Origin of the sequence: Mycolicibacterium xanthum (assembly GCF_019710635.1) — a bacterium.
Lineage (GTDB): Bacteria > Actinomycetota > Actinomycetes > Mycobacteriales > Mycobacteriaceae > Mycobacterium > Mycobacterium xanthum.
Genome location: NZ_JAIFZS010000001.1, coordinates 391,612 through 410,572, shown reverse-complemented (window position 1 = coordinate 410,572; position 18,961 = coordinate 391,612). Strand labels below are relative to the sequence as shown.

Below are 18,961 nucleotides of genomic sequence, written 5' to 3'. Positions count from 1 at the left end.
TCTCGCTTTCGGGCGGGTTGCGGTTCAGTCGCTCGCCGCGACGTCGTCGAGCAGCCGGGCATAGCCCGGGCTGCGGAACTCCGCGACGGCCGCCTCGTAGCGCTCCATCGCCCAGTCCCGGAAGTCGAATTCGATTCCGCTGGAACCGTGCTGGATGCAGCCCCACAGTGTCCACCCGTACTTCGCGACGATCCCCTGCAGGTGCGCGCGGGCGGTCTTGTGGCGCAGCGGCCGGCCGTAGTACCCGGTCACCAGCTCGTCGAGCTGGTCCAGCGACAGCCCGCACTCGCTCCAGATGTTGCCCAGCTCGAAGCACGGGTCGTTGTTGCCGGAGTACTCGTAGTCGATCAGCCACATCCGGTCGCCGTCCTCGATGAAGTTGCCGGCCAACAGGTCGTTGTTGCAGGGCACCGTCGTCCGGTCGGTCGCGGTGAGCACGCGCCGCGCGGCGGCGAACGCGTCGGCGTGCTCGAGATAGCCGTCCGGGATCCGGAATCCGTGTGCCCGGATGGTGGCCAGATAGGCGGGCTGACGCTCGAACATGTCGAACCGGCCGTCGAAGCGCGGGCCCCGGTGCAGCGCCCGGCAGGCCGCCGCGGCCTTGGCGATCACGCCTGCGCGCTGGAAATCGTGATTTTCCAGCGTCTTTCCAGCGAGGAAGCCGAGCACGAGGATACCGAGGTCGGGGCGGTAGTCGATCACCGGAGCACCGACGCCGGCCCGTTGGGCGGCGAGGGTGTTGTGGTACTCCCGGCCCCGGTCGATGCCGAGCAGGTTGCGGCCGGTGTCAACGCAGCGCGCGACGTAGACCCCGTCCGGGGTGGTGATCTTGACGTTGCGGTTGGTCAGGCCGCCGGAGAGTTCTTCGACCGTCCTCGGCCGCCCGGCCAGAGTCGGGATCTGGTCGAACGTCTTATCCAGTTGTTCATCGGAGAGCGGTGACGACATCCGGGTCCTCGGCGCGGGGGGCTTCAGTGTAAACCGAGGCCCGTCAAAGGTCTAGACTTATGGATTCGACGGGCCGGCGAGGTCGTCCCCCGCGCGGGAGCGGATCCGGATGGCCGTGCGGTCCGAGCGATGGTAGTCGCGCGAGAACTCGACGGCCGTGCCGTCGTCGGCGAACGACGTCCGCACGATGAGCAGCAGCGGGCTTCCGGGTGCGACGTGCAGGACCTGCGCCTGTTCCGGGGTCGCCTGGGTGGCCTCGATGCGCTGGTCCGCCGAGACCGGTGGGCGGCCGTAGTCACGCATGAGCGCGTACAGCGAGCCCTGCAGGTCCCGAGAGAGCACCTCCGGGAACGCCGCCGCAGGCAGATAGGCCTCCTCGAGCAGGATGGGCTCCCCGTCGGCGGTGCGGACGCGGTGGATCTCGTGCACCTGCCCGGCCCGCCGCAACCCCAGCGCCCGGCCCACCGCCGCATCGGGCCGGTGGGTCGCGGCCCGCAGCACCCGGGCTCCGGGCGCCACGTCGAACCGGCGCATCTGCTCGGTGAACCCCGGCAGGCTGGCGTGGTCGAACTCGAAACGCGGTGCGGCGACGAAGTTTCCGCCGAAACGCCCGCGGCGCCGGTCGATCAGGCCCTTGGCCTCGACCGCGCCCAGCGCCTGCCGAAGGGTCATCCTGCTGACCCCGAGCGCGGTGGCGATCTCCACCTCAGGGGGCAGCCGGTCGCCGGGCACCAGCTCCCCCGAGGCGATCAGGGTCTCCAGCCATCGGCCGATGCGCGCGTGGACCGGCAGGCCGGACCCGCCGCCGAGGTGCGGCGGGGGCGCCAGCGGCGGCTGGTCGACGCTCAACACGCGCACGCCAGAAGTCTAGGTGCCGCGGCCTCACCCGTGGCGGGCACCGATCCAGTGCAGCAGGTCGTGCACCACCTCGTCGTCCAGCCGGTAGGTCACCGAGCGGCCGGACCGGGTGTTGGTCACCCAGCCCTGCTGGCGCAGCACCCGCAACGCCTGGGAGACTGCGTTCTCGGAGCGGCCCAGCGCCGTGGCGAGATCGCTGACGCAGATCCCCGGCGCGCGGTGCAGGCACAGCAGGATCTCGAGGCGGTGCGGATCGGAAAGCAGGTCGAAGCGCTGGGCCCAGCCGGGTGTGTCGACCTCGGCCAGCGCCGACGACGCCCGATCGACCAGCTGTTCGTCCTCCACACAGGCAAATCTAGACCCCCGCGAGCGCGCGCAAAATGCCAGCGCGTGCGGCGTGTCGGTGTTCAGACGCGCTCGCTCGCGCAGATGACTCAGTCCAGGAAGCCGTGCAGCAGGGCGGCCGAACCCCACACGTGAGCCGACATCGCGGCCGCCGCCCGATCGGCGTCACCGGCCAGGATCGCCGACACGATCGTCCGGTGCTGCTGGTCGGAGTGTGCGATGTTGCGGGCCAGCAACGGGATCCGGTCGAGTAACTCGTTGAGCCGCATCCGGTTCTGTGCGACCAGCGGCACCAGCGAGGGCACCCCGGCGGCCTCGGCGATGGCCAGGTGCAACCGGGAGTCCAGCCTGCGGTAGTCCTCGGCGGCCGCACCGCACACGTCGGCGAGCCTGCTGCCCAACGCCTCCCGCTCGGCGGCGGTCAGGGTCCGCCCGGCGGCCATCCGGGCGGCACCCACCTCGAGCACCTCCCGCAGCCGCAGGGCGTCGTCGATCTCGGCGCGGCTGATCCGGATCTCGTCACCGCTGTGCACGGGAAGCTCGTCCGCCAGGAACGTGCCCCCGTACCGGCCGCGCCGCGACACCAGGTATCCGGCGTCGGCCAGCGACTTGATCGCCTCCCGCACGGTGTCCCGGCTCACCCCCAGCCGGGCCGCCAGTTCCCGCTCGGGCGGCAGCGAGTCACCGGGGTGCAGCACCCCGAGACGAATCGTCTGCAGCAGCCGTTCCACCGTGTCCTCGAACGCGTTGAGGGGCCGCACCGGGCGCAACAGCGCGTCGCTGGCATCGGCCCGGTCATCGGGGTGCGGTTCTGCTGCCATCACCGGGCGCTACAGCGGGGTGACGTAGGCCGAGCTGATCCCGCCGTCGACGAGGAAGGACGAGGCGGTGATGAACGAGGCGTCGTCGCTGGCCAGGAACGCCACCGCGGCCGCGAGCTCCTCGGGCTCGGCGAACCGGCCGACCGGAACGTGCACGAGGCGGCGGGCGGCACGCTCGGGATCCTTGGCGAACAGCTCCTTGAGCAGCGGCGTGTTGACCGGCCCCGGGCACAGCGCGTTGACGCGGATGCCCTGCCGGGCGAACTGCACCCCGAGTTCTCGCGACATCGCCAGCACCCCGCCCTTGGACGCGGTGTAGGAGATCTGCGAGGTCGCCGATCCCATCACCGCGACGAACGACGCGGTGTTGATGATCGACCCCTGCTGCCGCGGAACCATGTGCCGCAACGCGGCCTTGCAGCACAGGAACACCGACTTGAGGTTGACGTCCTGCACGCGCTGCCAGGCCTCGAGCCCGGTGTGCTCGATCAGATCGTCGTCGGGCGGCGAGATGCCCGCGTTGTTGAACGCGATGTCGACCGAGCCGTAGGTCAGCGCGGCGGTGTCGAACAGCGTGTCCACCGCCGCCTCGTCGGCGACGTCCACCGCGACGAAGATTCCGCCGAGCTCGTCGGCGACCGCCTTTCCGGTGGCCGGGTCGATGTCGCCGATCACGATCGTCGCGCCCTCCGCGCGCAGCCGCCGCGCGCTGGCCAGGCCGATGCCGCTGGCGCCGCCGGTGATGACCGCGACCTTGCCGGCCAGTCGTTGGGTCAGATCCATCAGGGTGTCTCCTCTTCGGCGGGTACGGCGATGAACACGTTCTTCGTCTCGGTGAACGACAGCGGGGCGTCGGGGCCGAGCTCGCGGCCGAGCCCGGACTGCTTGAAGCCGCCGAACGGGGTGTTGTAGCGCACCGACGAGTGCGAGTTGACCGACAGGTTGCCGGCCTCGACCGCACGCGACACCCGCAGCGCACGCGACAGGTTGTCGGTCCAGATCGATCCGGACAGCCCGTACTCGGTGGCGTTGGCCAGCGCGATCGCGTCGGCCTCGTCCTCGAACGGCAGCACCGCCACCACCGGGCCGAAGATCTCCTCGGTGGCCGCACGGTCGCCGCGCTGCGGGGTCAGCACCGTCGGCGGGAACCAGAACCCCGGGCCCGTCGGTGCCTGCCCGCGGAAGGCCACCGGCGCGTCGTCGGGCACGTAGGAGGCCACCGAATTTCGGTGCGCCCTGGACACCAACGGACCCATCTCGGTGCCGTCGATGCCCGGATCGCCGACGACCACCCCCTTGACCGCGGGTTCGAGTAACTCCATGAACCGCTCGTAGACGTTGCGCTGCACCAGGATCCGGCTTCGCGCGCAACAGTCCTGGCCGGCGTTGTCGAACACCCCGTAGGGGGCCGTCGCGGCGGCGCGTTCCAGATCGCAGTCGTCGAACACGATGTTGGCGCTCTTGCCGCCCAGCTCCAGCGTGACCCGCTTGACCTGCGCGGCGGCACCGGCCATCACCGCCGTGCCGACCTCGGTCGACCCGGTGAACACGATCTTGCGCACGTCGGGATGCTCGACGAACCGCTGCCCGACCACCGAGCCCTTCCCGGGCAGTACCTGAAACAGATCGGCGGGCAGCCCGGCCGCCACGGCGAGTTCGCCGAGCAGCATCGACGTCAGCGGCGTCCATTCGGCGGGTTTGACCAGTACCGCATTGCCCGCGGCCAGCGCCGGGGCGAACCCCCAGGCGGCGATCGGCATCGGGAAGTTCCACGGGGTGATCACCCCGACCACGCCGAGCGGTTCGTTGAACGTGACGTCCCAACCGCCTGCCACCGGAATCTGCTTGCCGGACAACCGTTCCGGGGTGGCCGCGTAGAACTGCAGGACGTCGCGGACGTGGCCGGCCTCCCACCGGGCACTGCCGATCGGGTGCCCGGAGTTGGCCACCTCCAGCGCGGCGAGCTCCTCGATGTGCGCGTCCACCACCGCGGCGAACGCACGCAGCGCGGCCGCCCGCTCGGCCGGTGCCCGGCGTGCCCACACCCGCTGCGCCGCCCGTGCCCGCGCCACCGCAGCGTCGACGCCGGCGACGTCGGTCAGCTCGACCGTGCGCAGCAACTCCTCGGTCGCCGGGTTGATCACATCGCAGGACGTCATGAGCTCACCTTCCCGGTTGCGTGCGCGGCCGCGGCCCCGACCAGGCCGGCGAACAGCCGCAGGTCGTCGAGCCGTTCCTCCGGGTGCCACTGCACCGCCACCACCCAGCGCCGCGGGTGGTGGGCCGGGTCGACCTCGACGGCCTCGACCACACCGTCGGCGTCCCAAGCGCTGATCACCAGTCCGTCGCCGAGCCGGTCGATGGCCTGATGGTGATAGCACTGCGCCTCGGTGCTCGGGCCGACCAGCGCATGCACCCGGCTACCCGGCACGGTGGTGACCTCCGAGGTGCTGAACACCGCGTTGCCCTGCTGATGGCGGGTGTGGCCGAGCACGTCGGGAAGATGCTGGTGCAGCGTTCCGCCGAGCGCGACGTTGAGCACCTGCGCTCCGCGGCAGATGCCCAGCACCGGCACGCCGCGGGCCAGCGCCGCCCGCAGCAGCGCGAACTCGAAGCTGTCCCTGGTGCGGCTGTCGTCGATGGGCTCGTCGGTGGTGTGATGACGCTGATGGCCGTACGCCGACGGGTCCACGTCGCGCCCGCCGGTGATGATCAGGCCGTCCAGACCGCCGACGACCCGCTCGGCGACCGCGGCGTCGGCCGGCTGCGGCGGCAGCAGCACCGGGATGCCGCCGGCCATCCCGACACCCTCGAAGTAGATGGCGGGCAGGAAGCTGGCCCGCACGTCCCACACGCCGGTTTGGGCCTGCTGCAGATAGGTGGTCAGCCCGACGACGGGCCGGCGCCCCTCGGGATCAGAGCCGCTCAAAGCCACGCACCCGTTCCCAGTCGGTGACCGCCGAGTTGAACGCGTCGAGCTCGACGCGGGCGTTGTTGAGGTAGTGATCGACGACGTCGTCGCCGAACGCGTCGCGGGCGACCGCCGAGTTGCCGAACAGCTCGGCGGCCTCGGCGAGCGTGGTGGGCAGCCGCGCCGCTCCGCTGGTGTAGGCGTTGCCCGTCATCGCCTCGGGCAGCTGCAGGCCCGCATCGATGCCGTGCAGGCCGCCGGCGATCAGCGCCGCGACCGCGAGGTACTGGTTGACGTCACCACCGGGGGCCCGGCACTCCATCCGCATGCCGTGGCCGTGGCCGACCACCCGCAGCGCGCAGGTGCGGTTGTCCATGCCCCAGGCGATCGCGGTCGGCGCGAAGCTGCCGTCGACGAATCGCTTGTAGGAGTTGATGTTCGGCGCATAGAACAGCGTCAGCTCGCGCAACGTGGCCAGCTGGCCCGCGACGAAGCTGCGGAACATCGCCGACATCCCGAGCGGATCGCCGTCGTCGGCGAAGACCGCCGAACCGTCGGTGCCGCGCAGTGAGATGTGGATGTGGCAGCTGTTGCCCTCGCGCTCGTCGAACTTGGCCATGAAGGTCAGGCTCTTGCCGTGCTGGTCGGCGATCTCCTTGGCGCCGTTTTTGTAGATGGTGTGGTTGTCGCACGTCACCAGCGCATGGTCGTAGCGGAACGCGATCTCCTGCTGCCCGAGGTTGCACTCGCCCTTGACGCCCTCGCAGTACATCCCGGCCCCGGCCATGCCGAGGCGGATGTCGCGCAGCAACGGCTCCATCCGGGTGGAGGCCAGCATCGCGTAGTCGACGTTGTAGTCGGTGGCCGGCGTCAGGCCGCGGTAGCCCGCCTTCCAGGCGTCGCGGAAGGTGTCGTCGAACACCATGAACTCCAGCTCGGTGCCGACGAAGGGTTCCAGGCCGCGCTCGGCGAGCCGGTCGATCTGACGGTTGAGGATGCTGCGCGGCGCCTGTTTCACCGGGTCGCCGCCGATCCAGGACAGGTCGGCCATCACCAGCGCGGTGCCGGGCAACCACGGCAGCAGCCGCAGCGTGGCGAAGTCGGGGGTCATCACCATGTCGCCGTAGCCGGTCTCCCAACTGGAGATGGCGTAGCCGCCGACGGTGTTCATGTCGACGTCGACGGCCAGCAGGTAGTTGCAGCACTCCGCGCCGTGTTGGGCGACGTCCTCGACGAACAGCCGGGCCGCGACCCGCTTGCCGGTGAGCCGGCCCTGCATGTCGCAGAACCCCACGATCACCGTGTCGATGTCGCCGACGGCGACCAGTCGTTCGAGGTCGGCGAGCGTGAGCTTGCCCGACTCTTGACCCATCAATCCTCCTCGCCACACCTTCCGGCTCCCACCACTGTGCCGCCACGGCCAGAGCCGAAAGACCGATCACAGGTCCTTCACAGGCTGCATTTACAACATTTTCACCGCCAAAGGTAGGACAACAGACCTTTGGAATCCTATTGTGCCTCTTCAGAGGGCGCACCCGCATGGGCGGGGCGGCCCCCACCGGACACGAGGAGGACCGCCATGGCCGATGAGCGACTGAAGACATCCGGGGTCACCTACACATCGGCGGGATCGGACTACTTCGAGAAGCGCACGCTGCTGCGCACCGCCGGATTCTGGGGACTGTGGGGCATCGGCGTCGCGGCGGTCATCTCCGGCGACTTCTCCGGATGGAACTTCGGCATCGGCGAGGCCGGCTGGGGCGGCCTGGGCATCGCGTCGATCGTCATCATCGTCATGTACTTCGGCATGCTGTTCTCGATCGGCGAGATGTCGGCGGCCATGCCGCACACCGGCGGCGCCTACTCGTTCGCCCGCGCCGCGATGGGGCCGTGGGGCGGGTTCATCACCGGCTTCGCCGAGTCCATCGAGTACGTGTTCACCACCGGGGTGGTGGTCTACTTCTCGGCGAGCTACGCCGATGCGGTGACCAACGACCTGTTCGGGCTGTCGATGCCGGGCTGGGTGTGGTGGATCATCCTCTACGCGATCTTCGTCGGCCTGAACTCGTGGGGCGCGGAGGTGTCGTTCAAGTTCGCCATCGCCGTCGCGGTCATCTCGGTGGGCATCCTGGTGCTGTTCGGCGTGCTGGCGCTGGCCAACGGCGCGGTCGACTTCGGCAAGCTGTTCGACATCGCGGCGGATCCGGCCGCCGCGGGCTCGAGCACGTTCCTGCCGTTCGGCATCGTCGGCGTGCTCTACGCGCTGCCGTTCGCGATGTGGTTCTTCCTGGGCATCGAAGAGCTGCCGCTGGCCGCCGAGGAAGCCCACAACCCGAGCAAGGACATCCCCAAGGCCGGCATCTGGGGGATGATCTCGCTGGTCGCCTGCGCGGCGATCGTCTACTTCCTCAACCCCGCGGTCACCGGCGCCGAGGCGCTCGGCGCGTCCGACGAACCACTGCTGGACGGCTTCCGGGCGTTCCTGCCCAGCGGCTGGGCCGCCATCCTGTCGGCGTTCGCGCTGATCGGCCTGTTGGCCAGCCTGCAGGGCATCATGTACGCCTACGGCCGCAACCTGTACTCGCTGAGCCGGGCCGGCTACTACCCCAAGGTGCTGTCGCTGACCGGTAGCCGTCAGACGCCCTACGTCGCGCTGGTCACCGGCGCGATCATCGGCTTCGTCGCGCTGCTGATCGTCAACTTCAACGAAGGCGCCGGCGACGTGGTGCTCAACATCGCGGTCTGGGGTGCGGTGCTGGCCTACATGCTGCAGATGGTGTCGTTCGTACTGCTGCGCCGCAAGTTCCCCAACGCCCGGCGGCCGTGGGTCAGCCCCACCGGCAACGCGGGCGCCGTCGTGGCGTTCGTCATCGCCGCCGTCACCTTCGTCGCGGTGCTGATCAACCCGGCCTACCGGCCCGCCGTCATCACCATCGTGATCTTCTACGTCATCGGCCTGCTGGTGTTCGGTCTCTACGGCCGCCACCGGCTGGTGCTCTCGCCCGAGGAGGAGTACGCGGTCACCGGCGGTCTGCACGGCTACGACCCGGAGTCCGAGGGCCTGGGCGGCACCATCGAGGATGAGATCCTCAAGGGCCACACCGACTGAGCCGCCCGGATGGGCCGTTGCGGCCTGTGACGAGGATCTCGATCTTGATCTCAGGGCCCCCGTTCGATCGAGTTGCCCTGGGGTAAACAATCGGCAACCGCGTCGGCCCGGCCGGTCGCGGGGACGACAAAGTCGGTCGTTGTGGGACGTCACGGAGTAGGGTCGAACGGGTGTGTGGAGCCACCGGCGAGGTACGCCTCGACGGAAGAACCCCAGATATCGGTGCCGTCGCTGCGATGGCAGAGGTCATGGTCCCCCGCGGGCCCGACTCCGCGGGAGTGTGGTCGCAAGGCAGGGTCGCACTCGGCCACCGGCGCCTGAGGATCATCGATCTGTCCGAGGCCGGTGCCCAGCCGATGGTCGACTCCGAACTCGGTTTGTCGATCGCCTGGAACGGCTGCATCTACAACTACGAGCAGCTGCGCACCGACCTGATGGGCCACGGCTACCGGTTCTTCTCGCACAGCGACACCGAGGTGCTGATCAAGGCCTACCACCACTGGGGTGACGGGTTCGTCGAGCACCTCAAGGGCATGTACGCGTTCGCCATCGTCGAGCGCGACAGCGGCCGGGTGCTGCTGGGCCGCGACCGCCTCGGCATCAAGCCGCTCTACATCACCGAGAACGCCGACCGGATCAGGTTCGCGTCGTCGCTGCCCGCGCTGCTGGCCGGCGGCGCGCGGGACAACTCGATAGACACCCGCATCGACCAGGTCGCGCTGCACCACTACATGACGTTCCACTCGGTGGTGCCGCCGCCACGCACCATCCTGCGCGGCGTCGGCAAACTTCCGCCGGCGTCGCTGATGGCGATCGAGCCGGACGGCACCCGCACCACCAAACTGTACTGGGAGCCCGACTTCACCCGCCGCGACGAGCGCGCCGACTGGTCCGAACAGGATTGGGAGGACGCGGTTCTGGACTCGCTGCGGGTCGCGGTGGAGCGCCGGCTGGTGGCCGACGTGCCGGTCGGCTGTCTGCTGTCCGGCGGGGTGGACTCCAGCCTGATCGTCGGGCTGCTCGCCGAGGCCGGCCAGCACGGGCTCAAGACGTTCTCGATCGGCTTCGAGTCGGTCGGCGGCGTGCAGGGCGACGAGTTTCGCTACTCCGACGTGATCGCCAAGCGGTTCGACACCGACCACCACCAGATCCGGATCGGCACCGACCGGATGCTGCCGGCCCTCGGCGGTGCGATCGACGCGATGAGCGAGCCGATGGTCAGCCACGACTGCGTCGCGTTCTACCTGCTCAGCCAGGAGGTGGCCAAGCACGTCAAGGTGGTCCAGTCCGGCCAGGGCGCCGACGAGGTGTTCGCCGGCTACCACTGGTATCCGCCGATGGGCGAGCCGGCCGCGGCGTCGCTGCAGGGGTCGGTGGCCAGCTATCGGGCGGCCTTCTTCGACCGGGACCAGTCGGCGTACGCGGCGCTGGTCTCGCCCGCCCTGGCCACCGCCGACGATCCCAGCGAGTTGTTCGTCGCCGAGCACTTCGCCCGGGCCGGCGCCACGGGCGGAGTCGACCGGGCGCTGCGGCTGGACACCACGGTGATGCTGGTCGACGACCCGGTCAAGCGAGTCGACAACATGACGATGGCGTGGGGCCTGGAGGGCCGCGTGCCGTTCCTCGACCACGACCTGGTCGAGTTGGCCGCGACCTGCCCGCCGCAGTACAAGACCGCCCACGAGGGCAAGGGCGTGCTCAAGCAGGCCGCCCGGAAGGTGATCCCGTCCGAGGTCATCGACCGCCCCAAGGGGTATTTCCCGGTGCCGGCCCTGACCCACCTCGAGGGGCCCTACCTGGACATGGTGCGCGACGCGCTGTACGCCCCGGAAGCCAAGGAGCGCGGGCTGTTCCGCCCCGAGGCGGTCGAGCAGTTGCTGGCCGACCCGAACGGCAGGCTCACCCCGCTGCGCGGCAACGAGCTGTGGCAGATAGCGCTGCTGGAACTGTGGCTGCAACGACACGGGATCAAGGGCCCTGCGGCATGAGCACGCCCGACCCCCGTGCGGAACCGGGCGGCGAACACCCCGAGGGGATCACCCTTTCACTGCACGAAGCCGCACCGCCGGACATGGTCGAGTCGATGGCCTCCGACGTGGTTCTCGAACTCGGTTGGGGCCGACTGATATTCGGGCAGACGTTCAGCGACCCGGAGCAACTCGCCGAGGTGCTGCGCGAAGAGGCGCAGGGCCGCCGTGACATCTGCATCTACGCCCGCGAACCGCACGTCCTGGTGGCCCGCGCACCCGCCGAACTGTTCATCGACCCGAGTCACACCTACCGGTGGCGGTTCTACGAGGAGGTCGACCCGGCGCCGTCGCTGGGCATCACGGTGCGCACTCTCACCGACCCCGTCGACGCCGACGAGATCAACCGCGTTTACGTGAGGTGCGGCATGGTGCCCGCGCCGACGGACGTGATCTGGCGCAACCACCGCGAGGTCGACGCCGTCGACTACCTGGTGGCGGTGCGCGATGACGACGGAACGGTGATCGGCACCGTCACCGGCGTCGACCACGAACGGCTGTTCGGCGACCCGGAGCAGGGTTCGAGCCTGTGGACGCTGGCCGTCGACCCGGCCGCGGGTCTGCCCGGGGTGGGCGTCGCCCTGACCCGGGCGCTGGCCCAGATCATGCAGCGCCGCGGCCGGGCCTACATCGACTTGTCCGTGGCCCACGACAACACCGCTGCGATCGGCCTCTACGAGAAGCTCGGGTTCACCCGGGTGCCGGTGATGGCGGTCAAACGCAAGAACGCCATCAACGAGCCGTTGTTCACCCATCCCCCCGAGACCGTCGACGACCTCAACCCGTACGCGCGGATCATCGCCGACGAGGCCATCCGGCGCGGCATCTGGGTGGAGGTGCTCGACGCCGAGGCCGGCGAGCTCCGGTTGTCCCACGGCGGGCGCACCGTGATCACCCGGGAGTCGTTGTCGGAGTACACCTCTGCGGTGGCGATGAGCCGCTGCGACGACAAGCGGCTGACCCGGCGCATCGTGTCCGAGGCCGGCATCATCGTGCCGATGGGCCGGCTGGCGACGTTCGACGAGGCCGACCACGAGTTCCTCGCCGAGGTGGGCGACGTCGTGGTCAAGCCGACCCGGGGCGAGCAGGGCAAGGGCATCACCGTGGGGGTCACCGGCCCCGACGATCTGGACGCGGCGCTGGCCCGGGCCCGCCAGCAGCACCCCGAGGTGCTGATCGAGCAGCGCGCCGAGGGTGACGACCTGCGCCTGGTGGTGATCGACCACAAGGTCGTCGCCGCCGCGCTGCGCAGGCCCGCCGAGGTCACCGGCACGGGCAAGCACACCGTGCGGGAGCTCATCGAGGCGCAGAGCCGGCGACGGGCGGCCGCCACCGGCGGCGAGTCCCGCATCCCGATGGACGACGTGACCGAGGCGACCGTCCGGGAGGCGGGCTGGTCGTTCGACGACGTGCTGCCCGAGGGCACCCGGCTGCGGGTGCGGCGCACGGCCAACCTGCACCAGGGCGGCACCATCCACGACGTCACCGCCAGCGTGCACCCGGAGTTGCGCTCGGTGGCGGTGGCCGCGGCCGAGGCGATCGGCATCCCGGTCACCGGCATCGATCTGCTGGTGCCCGACGTCACCCGGCCCGACTATGTGTTCATCGAGGCCAACGAGCGGCCGGGGCTGGCCAACCACGAGCCGCAGCCCACCGCAAAGGCGTTCGTGGACTTCCTGTTTCCCGGCCAACCGGGGCTGCCGCAGGCTTGGACCCCGGACGAGGCCGAACGCGACAGGGCCGAAAGCAAGAAGGCCGAGCGCAAGCCGTGAGCGTTCACCAGGTGCTGGTGCGCATCACGATCTCCGCGGCCAGCTGCGCGGTGGAATCGGCTGCGTTGCGCCGGCCGAGCAGGTCGACGACGCGGTATTCGCCGTAGACGAACCGCTGGCTGGCCCTGGCGACCGTACGGGCGGCGCTGGTACTGACCAACACCGTGGTGTTCAGTTCGACCGGCGGGCAGTGCTCGTCGCGGACCACGCCCGCCAGATCGGGCACCCGCGGATGACCACGATCGATCACCACCAGGCCGATGAAGCGATCCAGCCGGGTGGCGGCCAGCTCCCAGGCCAGCTCCCCACCCAGCCGGTCGCCGACCAGCAGCGCCCACCGCACCCCGACCGAATCCAGGATGCCCAGCACCGACTTGGGCGTCAGGCGGGGGTCCTGGCCGATCACCACGGTCCTCAGCGACGCGGTGTGCAGCCGTTGGCACACCGCGTCATAGGCGACGGGCGTCTGATTCGACGCACCGAGGACCACCACGACCGAACCCTTCTCCGGCCCGGCGATCTCGACGGGCACACCGAAGCCGTCGACGGCGACCATCGGAGAAGGCATTGCGTCACGCTACAGGCCACGCCGATCCGGCGGGCAGTTTTGCACCGTCTCGACGGGTGCGGTCACACCGCCTCGGCGCGCTCGGCCTGTTTCGAGAGCAGCTCCAAAAAGGTCTGCGGCAGCGTGCCTTTGACGGCGATGGACGGGTCTGGGGCGGGAAACGCGATGCCGAACACGCCGATCGAGCCGACATTCTCGAACGAGAAGTACACGCTGCTCTCGGCGCGGGGAAGGTGCATCGTCTGTTCGTAGACCAACGCGTCCGGGCGCGGGGTCTGCAGCCGCGTCGTCGTCATCGCGATCCCCGGGTCCGACGGGTCGAAGAACGTCCTGTAGGCCGCGCACCGCTGCGCGGTGGCTTGCAGCCGCTCGAGATTCAACGGCCAGGACAGCACGGACACCACCATGCGGGCACCGTCGTAGGTGGCGACGTACTCGATCGCGCTGCCCGCGCCGTACTCGGCGGTGTCAGCGATGTCGCGGGTCAGGGCGTCGGTGCACCCCGCCGGCCTGGACAGCATCGGTGGGGCCGGACCCGGGCCGTCACCCTGCCCCTGCATCATGCGCTCGTAGCGCACCCCGGGCGGAAAGTCCGCCTCGGTCAGCACGGCTCGCTCCAGGCGGGCACCGGGCCAGGTCGCGGTGCCGCTGACGGCGTGTCCGCACCCGGCCAGCAGCACGGCGAGGAGTGCGGCGACGAATGCCACCCGGGTCATGCCCCAAGGCTACCGATGGCTCAGAGCCGGGTGAGGATCTCCGCGCCGGTGTCGGTGACCACCAGGGTGTGCTCGAACTGGGCGGTCCATTTGCGGTCCTTGGTGGCCACCGTCCAGTCGTCGTCCCAGATCTCGTAGTCCAGCCCGCCGAGGTTGATCATCGGCTCGATCGTGAAGGTCATGCCCGGCTCGAGCACGGTCTGCACCGACGGCTGATCGTAGTGCAGCACCACCAGACCGTTGTGGAAGGTGGTGCCGATGCCGTGCCCGGTGAAATCACGAACCACTTTGTAGCCGAACCGGTTTGCATAGGCCTCGATGACCCGGCCGACGATCGACAACGCCCGGCCGGGCTTGACCGCCTTGATCGCCCGCATGGTGGCCTCGTGGGTTCGCTCGACGAGCAGCCGGTGCTCCTCGCTGACGTCGCCGGCCAGGAAGGTCGCGTTGGTGTCGCCGTGCACGCCGTCGATGTAGGCGGTGACGTCGATGTTGACGATGTCGCCGTCCTCGATGACGGTCGAATCCGGGATGCCATGGCAGATGATCTCGTTCAGCGACGTACAGCAGGACTTGGGGTAGCCCTTGTAGCCCAGTGTGGACGGGTAGGCGCCGTGGTCGATCATGTACGCGTGGGCGATCCGGTCCAACTGGTCGGTGGTGACACCGGGGGCGACCGCCTTGCCCGCCTCGGCGAGGGCGCCCGCCGCGATCCGGCCGGCCACCCGCATCTTCTCGATCACCTCGGGCGTCTGGACCCACGGCTCGCTGCCCTCCAGCGCGGTCGGCCTGCCCACGTACTCGGGGCGGGCGATCGACTTGGGCACCGGCAGTGTCGGCGACACCGTGCCGGGCTGCAGGGCACTCCGTACAGACATGTGGGCAATGCTAGCGTTCCGGCATGCAGGTCACCCCGGGACATTTGTTCGCTCAGCTGGACTTCCGCGATGTCGAGGAGTCCGACGAGCGGCTGGTCATCGAGCTGGACAACCGGCCCGACCTGGCGAACCGGCGCGGAGCACTGCAGGGCGGCCTCGTCGCGACGCTGATCGACATCGCCGCAGGCCGGCTGGCCGAGCGGCACGTCGGGCCCGGCCAGGACGTCACCACCGCCGACATGACCGTGCATTTCCTGGCCCCGATCCTGGCCGGTCCGGCCCGCGCCGAGGCGACCGTGGTACGTGCCGGGCGCCGGTTGTCGGTGATCGCGGTCGACGTCACCGACGTCGGCCGGGGCCGGCTGGCGGCCAAGTCGACGCTGAGCTTCGCGGTCCTCGACCCGCGCTGAGACCGGCCGTTCTCACACCAGGCGAATGGAGACCAGCGCCGCGCGCACCCGCCCCGGTAGCGAACCGCCGTGGACCAGCCAGTCGTCCAGCGCGATCCGCACCGAGGCCATCGCAACCGCCCCCAGCAGCCGCGGCCGTGGGTCGTCGGGCACCGGGTCGGCGAACCGGCCGGCCAGCAGGTCGGCGATGGCCGTCTCGTAGCGCAGGTAGATCTGCAGCGTCCACGCGCTGAACACCGGCGACGAGCGGGTCAGCGTGGCGAGCTCGCGGACCTGATCGCTGATCGCCCCGAAACCGTCGCCGAGCGTGCCGAAGGCGGCCAGAACCGCCTCGTCGGCGGCCAGCTCGGGCGGTTGCGCGGCGATCGCCGCGGTGATGACGTCCAGCCAGCGGGTGGTCATCCCGTCGGCGACCGCGTCCTCCTTGGCCGAGAAGTACCGGAAGAACGTGGCGCGACCGACCTCGGCCGCGGCCGCGATCTGCTCCACGGTGGCACCGGCCAGCCCGTGGTCGGCGACGGCCTGCGCGGCGGCGGCGGCGATGCGGGCCTTGGTCGCCCGCTGTTTCCTCGCCGTCAGGCGTTCCGCCGATTTGCCTTCTGATACGACGTCCACAGTGAGACTATGTCTCATCATGGATGTGAACCGCAACGCCTGGGCCCCCGCCGCGCTCGAATCTTGGAAATTCACCCAGCAGATGCTGTCCGATATGACGTCGATGGTGATCGAGGACGCCGTCAACGAACGAGAAGTGATTGAAGGGTTACGCGTCCTGGCCAAGACGACCGCGCTGTGCACCGAGATGTCGATCGAAGCCGATCCGCAGCGCCCGCACTTCTTCGACATGTGCTCGGACACCCGACAGTTGGCCGGCCCCAACCCCGACGGCAGATACCTGCTGGCGATGATCTCCGGTGACCGCAGCTACCGGATCACCGGCCACCGTGGCAGCACCGCTTACCTGGGATTCCAGGTACTCGCCGGCACCGGGCTGAACCCCCGCCGGATGGCGGCCTACGTCGGCGACTCGGAGTTGGCGCTGTCCTCGGGGTCTTTCGCGTTGGTCCTGTCGGCCGCCTGCCCGACGGCCGAGGTCCTCGGCGACGCGCAGTGGGTCCAGATTCCCGATGACGCCTCGGCCGTGGTGGTGCGTGAGTACATCGCCGACCCGGCCTCTGAACAGCACGCGACGATGACCATCGACTGCCTCGACGGCGAAGACCTGCAACCGATTTCCGACCGGGCTGCGGCCGAGGCCTTCACCTCGATGGCGTGGACGATCGCCAAGCTGACCACCCTGCACCGCACCGTCAAACCCGAGATGCTGGCCCGGCCCAATGTGCTGCTGACCGCGCAGGCCGCCGACCTCGGCGACGACAACACCACGCCGGACAACCTCTACATGATCGGGTCGTTCGCCCTGGAGCCCGATGAGTCGCTGGTGCTCGAGATCACCCCGCCCGACACCCGGTACTGGAACGTGACGCTGGAAAGCGTCTGGCACGAATGCCTGGAGCCGCGGCACCGGCACAGCTCGGTGACCAACCGCGGAGTACGGCCGGACGACGACGGACGGGTGCGCATCGCCGTCGGGGCCGCGGACCTCGGTCACGGCCACTGGCTGGACACCGGCGGCCGCGAGCGCGGATTCGTCATCCTGCGCTGGCTCGACAATCCCGAGCCACCGGTCGTGCACACCGCGGTCCGGCGCGGCAGGGCGGCGTCGTGACCGCCGACCGGTTCGTGCCCGACCGGCTGGTCGAGCAGGCCTGCGCGGCTGCGGGCAGCACCGATTTCGGCGGTGCCGAATTGGGTGAGACCTGGCGCGACGGGCTGGCCCGGTTGTGCGACGGGCTGGCCGGCGAGGCGCGGCTCAACGATCTCGGGGTCGAGATCGCGGCGATGGACATCGTGCGCGCACTGACCCACCGGCTGCAGATCGTCGACTGGCGCCGCACCCACGCCGACGTCGCCGCCGCACCGGTGTCCCGGCCGATCTTCATCGTGGGGCAGCCCCGCACCGGCACCACGATCCTGTTCGACCTGCTGGCCCAGGATCCGGCGCTGCGGCCGCCGCTGACCTGGGAGGTCGACCATCCCTACCCACCGCCGGGGCCGGAGAGCTACGACACCGACCCGCGCATCGCCGAGACCCAGGCCACCATCGAGATGTCCGAGCAGATCGTGCCGGGTCTGCTGGCGCACCATCCGATGGGGGCGCTGGTCGGCCAGGAGTGCGTGCGCATCACCGCCGGGGAGTTCTGCTCGATGATCTTCCCGGTGCAGTACCGGCTGCCCGGCTACGCGCGGTGGCTGCACCATGACGCCGACCACGGCCCCGCCTACCGCTATCACCGGATGTTCCTGCAGCACCTGCAGTCCGGGGTGGGCGGGCAGTGGCTGCTGAAGTCACCCGCGCATCTGTGGCAGCTCGAAGCGCTGGTCGCCGAGTACCCCGACGCGCTGATCGTGCAGACCCACCGCGACCCGCTCAACGTCATCTCCTCGATCAGCGCACTGACCCACCATCTGCGCCGGCTGGCCTCCGACGAGTCCTCCATCGAGGAATGCGCCGCGCAGTCCTGCGAGGAGATCGTCGTCGGGCTGCAGCGCGCCACCGCGCTGCGCGACACCGGCGTGCTGGGCGAGCGACAGGTCATCGACGTGCAGTTCGCCGATTTCATGCGGGACCCGTTGGCCACGGTGCGCGCGCTCTACGCCGAGCTGGGCCGTGAACTCGACCCCGCCGCCGAACAACGGATGCGGGCGCACCTGGCCGCCCATCCCGGCGATCACGGCGGCAAGCGCTACCGGTGGTCGGACACCGGGCTGGACGCCGGATCGGTACGCGAGCAGGTGCGCGGCTATCAGCAGCGCTACGGCGTCCCCGACGAGGAACTCAGGTAGCCCGGGAGAACGCTCAGGTTGACCGGGAGAACCGGGCCATCCGCCACGACCTGCGGGGTCCGCGGATGTCGACCGAACCGCACACCACCTTGCCGGTCAGGATCACATGCGGATTGCCCTCGGCGGGTGCGTCCCTGCGGTGGTCGTGGGCGCTGCCGACGTTGACCTCCACGTCGTCGATCGAGGCGCTGGCGCCATCGGGCAGCCGCAGGTCCAGGCCACCGAGCACCAGGTCGAGCTCGATGACGACGATCGGGCCGGCGAAGCGTGCCCTGGTCAGGTCCAGGTCCACCGAACCCATCCGCCGGTGCAGCGCCAGCCGGGTGGGCACGATCCACTCGCCCTGGCGCTTCAGCGAGCCGAGCACTCCACGAAGCTCGACGCGGTCGGCGGCCGACGTGACGATCGCGCCCGGACCGGGCAGATCCCCGACGAGGATGTCGAGATCCGACGGCATCCGCGCCCGCGACACCATCGCCGAGCGTTCCTCGAACTCCTCGATGTCGATCAACCCGAGCGCGACGGCGTTGTGCAGTCGGCGCAGCGTTCCGTTGCGGTCGGCGTCGGAGATCCGCATCTCCACCGGCTCGGCCGGGGTGCGCACCAGGGCCGCGTCGCTGACGCGGTGGGTTCTGCCCTGGTTGACGTCGGTCATGATGCCTCCACGGTACCGCCGCCGAGCGCCCGCACC

The 18,961-nt window shown here is 69.9% G+C and carries 19 protein-coding genes; 6 read left to right on the top strand and 13 right to left on the bottom strand.

The features are described 5' to 3' along the window. Window positions 1-24: 24 nt before the first annotated feature. From JDV09_RS01865 to JDV09_RS01830, 8 genes are all read right to left on the bottom strand, one after another. The gene (locus tag JDV09_RS01865) at window positions 25-948 is read right to left on the bottom strand and encodes a phosphotransferase (protein WP_221367383.1); all 924 of its coding nucleotides are present in this window, start codon (window positions 946-948) and stop codon (window positions 25-27) included. Window positions 949-1,005: 57 nt separating this feature from the next. Further along, window positions 1,006-1,806, bottom strand: coding sequence for a GntR family transcriptional regulator (locus JDV09_RS01860; RefSeq protein ID WP_221367382.1), 801 nt, complete (start codon window positions 1,804-1,806; stop codon window positions 1,006-1,008). Between the two features lie 24 nt (window positions 1,807-1,830). Next, the gene (locus tag JDV09_RS01855; protein ID WP_221367381.1) at window positions 1,831-2,151 is read right to left on the bottom strand and encodes an ArsR/SmtB family transcription factor; all 321 of its coding nucleotides are present in this window, start codon (window positions 2,149-2,151) and stop codon (window positions 1,831-1,833) included. Between the two features lie 89 nt (window positions 2,152-2,240). After that, complete coding sequence (locus JDV09_RS01850) at window positions 2,241-2,972, bottom strand: FadR/GntR family transcriptional regulator (protein WP_221367380.1); 732 nt, start codon at window positions 2,970-2,972, stop codon at window positions 2,241-2,243. Between the two features lie 9 nt (window positions 2,973-2,981). Beyond that, a complete protein-coding gene (locus JDV09_RS01845) occupies window positions 2,982-3,758 on the bottom strand; it encodes a 3-oxoacyl-ACP reductase (RefSeq protein ID WP_221367485.1) in 777 nt (258 codons plus the stop codon). Next, window positions 3,755-5,131: an aldehyde dehydrogenase family protein gene (locus JDV09_RS01840; RefSeq protein WP_221367379.1), complete on the bottom strand. Its 1,377-nt coding sequence runs from the start codon at window positions 5,129-5,131 to the stop codon at window positions 3,755-3,757. Before JDV09_RS01840 ends, JDV09_RS01845 begins: the two co-directional genes overlap by 4 nt. Next, window positions 5,128-5,901, bottom strand: a complete 774-nt coding sequence (locus JDV09_RS01835) for a gamma-glutamyl-gamma-aminobutyrate hydrolase family protein (protein WP_221367378.1) — start codon at window positions 5,899-5,901, stop codon at window positions 5,128-5,130. The genes JDV09_RS01840 and JDV09_RS01835 overlap by 4 nt, the downstream gene beginning before the upstream one ends. After that, window positions 5,888-7,255: a glutamine synthetase family protein gene (locus tag JDV09_RS01830; RefSeq protein ID WP_221367377.1), complete on the bottom strand. Its 1,368-nt coding sequence runs from the start codon at window positions 7,253-7,255 to the stop codon at window positions 5,888-5,890. The genes JDV09_RS01835 and JDV09_RS01830 overlap by 14 nt, the downstream gene beginning before the upstream one ends. A 207-nt stretch (window positions 7,256-7,462) precedes the next feature. On the opposite strand from JDV09_RS01830, the gene JDV09_RS01825 reads away from it, so the two are divergent. From JDV09_RS01825 to ngg, 3 genes are all read left to right on the top strand, one after another. Continuing rightward, window positions 7,463-8,992, top strand: coding sequence for an amino acid permease (locus JDV09_RS01825; protein WP_221367376.1), 1,530 nt, complete (start codon window positions 7,463-7,465; stop codon window positions 8,990-8,992). 170 nt (window positions 8,993-9,162) lie between these two features. Next, window positions 9,163-10,980, top strand: coding sequence for an N-acetylglutaminylglutamine amidotransferase (locus JDV09_RS01820; RefSeq protein WP_221367375.1), 1,818 nt, complete (start codon window positions 9,163-9,165; stop codon window positions 10,978-10,980). Further along, window positions 10,977-12,791, top strand: coding sequence for an N-acetylglutaminylglutamine synthetase (gene ngg, locus JDV09_RS01815; RefSeq protein WP_221367374.1), 1,815 nt, complete (start codon window positions 10,977-10,979; stop codon window positions 12,789-12,791). Before JDV09_RS01820 ends, ngg begins: the two co-directional genes overlap by 4 nt. Before the next feature lie 4 nt (window positions 12,792-12,795). Here ngg and JDV09_RS01810 read toward each other — a convergent pair whose 3' ends face one another. The 3 genes from JDV09_RS01810 to map form a co-directional block, all read right to left on the bottom strand. Next, window positions 12,796-13,359, bottom strand: a complete 564-nt coding sequence (locus JDV09_RS01810; protein WP_221367373.1) for an alpha/beta hydrolase — start codon at window positions 13,357-13,359, stop codon at window positions 12,796-12,798. 62 nt (window positions 13,360-13,421) lie between these two features. Beyond that, on the bottom strand, window positions 13,422-14,075 hold the full coding sequence (locus JDV09_RS01805) for a hypothetical protein (RefSeq protein WP_221367372.1): 654 nt from the start codon (window positions 14,073-14,075) through the stop codon (window positions 13,422-13,424). A 20-nt stretch (window positions 14,076-14,095) separates the two neighbouring features. Beyond that, window positions 14,096-14,953: a type I methionyl aminopeptidase gene (gene map, locus JDV09_RS01800; RefSeq protein WP_221367371.1), complete on the bottom strand. Its 858-nt coding sequence runs from the start codon at window positions 14,951-14,953 to the stop codon at window positions 14,096-14,098. 23 nt (window positions 14,954-14,976) lie between these two features. On the opposite strand from map, the gene JDV09_RS01795 reads away from it, so the two are divergent. Continuing rightward, complete coding sequence (locus JDV09_RS01795) at window positions 14,977-15,363, top strand: PaaI family thioesterase (protein WP_221367370.1); 387 nt, start codon at window positions 14,977-14,979, stop codon at window positions 15,361-15,363. A gap of 12 nt (window positions 15,364-15,375) precedes the next feature. Here JDV09_RS01795 and JDV09_RS01790 read toward each other — a convergent pair whose 3' ends face one another. After that, a complete protein-coding gene (locus tag JDV09_RS01790) occupies window positions 15,376-15,978 on the bottom strand; it encodes a TetR family transcriptional regulator (RefSeq protein WP_308123969.1) in 603 nt (200 codons plus the stop codon). 19 nt (window positions 15,979-15,997) lie between these two features. On the opposite strand from JDV09_RS01790, the gene JDV09_RS01785 reads away from it, so the two are divergent. Continuing rightward, on the top strand, window positions 15,998-17,092 hold the full coding sequence (locus JDV09_RS01785) for a DUF1214 domain-containing protein (protein WP_221367368.1): 1,095 nt from the start codon (window positions 15,998-16,000) through the stop codon (window positions 17,090-17,092). Beyond that, entirely contained in the window at window positions 17,089-18,270 is a 1,182-nt protein-coding gene (locus tag JDV09_RS01780; protein ID WP_221367367.1) for a sulfotransferase family protein, read from the top strand. Before JDV09_RS01785 ends, JDV09_RS01780 begins: the two co-directional genes overlap by 4 nt. Window positions 18,271-18,283: 13 nt before the next feature. Here the strand turns inward: JDV09_RS01780 and JDV09_RS01775 are convergent, their stop codons facing one another. Next, the gene (locus JDV09_RS01775) at window positions 18,284-18,925 is read right to left on the bottom strand and encodes a DUF1707 SHOCT-like domain-containing protein (protein WP_372452822.1); all 642 of its coding nucleotides are present in this window, start codon (window positions 18,923-18,925) and stop codon (window positions 18,284-18,286) included. Window positions 18,926-18,961 lie beyond the last annotated feature (36 nt).

What these genes read in the sequence shown, in the direction of transcription:
- JDV09_RS01865 (WP_221367383.1), bottom strand. Translation starts at nt 948, where the DNA reads ATGTCGTCACCGCTCTCCGATGAACAACTGGATAAGACGTTCGACCAG.
- JDV09_RS01850 (WP_221367380.1), bottom strand. Translation starts at nt 2,972, where the DNA reads ATGGCAGCAGAACCGCACCCCGATGACCGGGCCGATGCCAGCGACGCG.
- JDV09_RS01840 (WP_221367379.1), bottom strand. Translation starts at nt 5,131, where the DNA reads ATGACGTCCTGCGATGTGATCAACCCGGCGACCGAGGAGTTGCTGCGC.
- JDV09_RS01830 (WP_221367377.1), bottom strand. Translation starts at nt 7,255, where the DNA reads ATGGGTCAAGAGTCGGGCAAGCTCACGCTCGCCGACCTCGAACGACTG.
- JDV09_RS01825 (WP_221367376.1), top strand. Translation starts at nt 7,463, where the DNA reads ATGGCCGATGAGCGACTGAAGACATCCGGGGTCACCTACACATCGGCG.
- ngg (WP_221367374.1), top strand. Translation starts at nt 10,977, where the DNA reads ATGAGCACGCCCGACCCCCGTGCGGAACCGGGCGGCGAACACCCCGAG.
- JDV09_RS01810 (WP_221367373.1), bottom strand. Translation starts at nt 13,359, where the DNA reads ATGCCTTCTCCGATGGTCGCCGTCGACGGCTTCGGTGTGCCCGTCGAG.
- JDV09_RS01805 (WP_221367372.1), bottom strand. Translation starts at nt 14,075, where the DNA reads ATGACCCGGGTGGCATTCGTCGCCGCACTCCTCGCCGTGCTGCTGGCC.
- map (WP_221367371.1), bottom strand. Translation starts at nt 14,953, where the DNA reads ATGTCTGTACGGAGTGCCCTGCAGCCCGGCACGGTGTCGCCGACACTG.
- JDV09_RS01795 (WP_221367370.1), top strand. Translation starts at nt 14,977, where the DNA reads ATGCAGGTCACCCCGGGACATTTGTTCGCTCAGCTGGACTTCCGCGAT.
- JDV09_RS01785 (WP_221367368.1), top strand. Translation starts at nt 15,998, where the DNA reads ATGGATGTGAACCGCAACGCCTGGGCCCCCGCCGCGCTCGAATCTTGG.
- JDV09_RS01775 (WP_372452822.1), bottom strand. Translation starts at nt 18,925, where the DNA reads ATGACCGACGTCAACCAGGGCAGAACCCACCGCGTCAGCGACGCGGCC.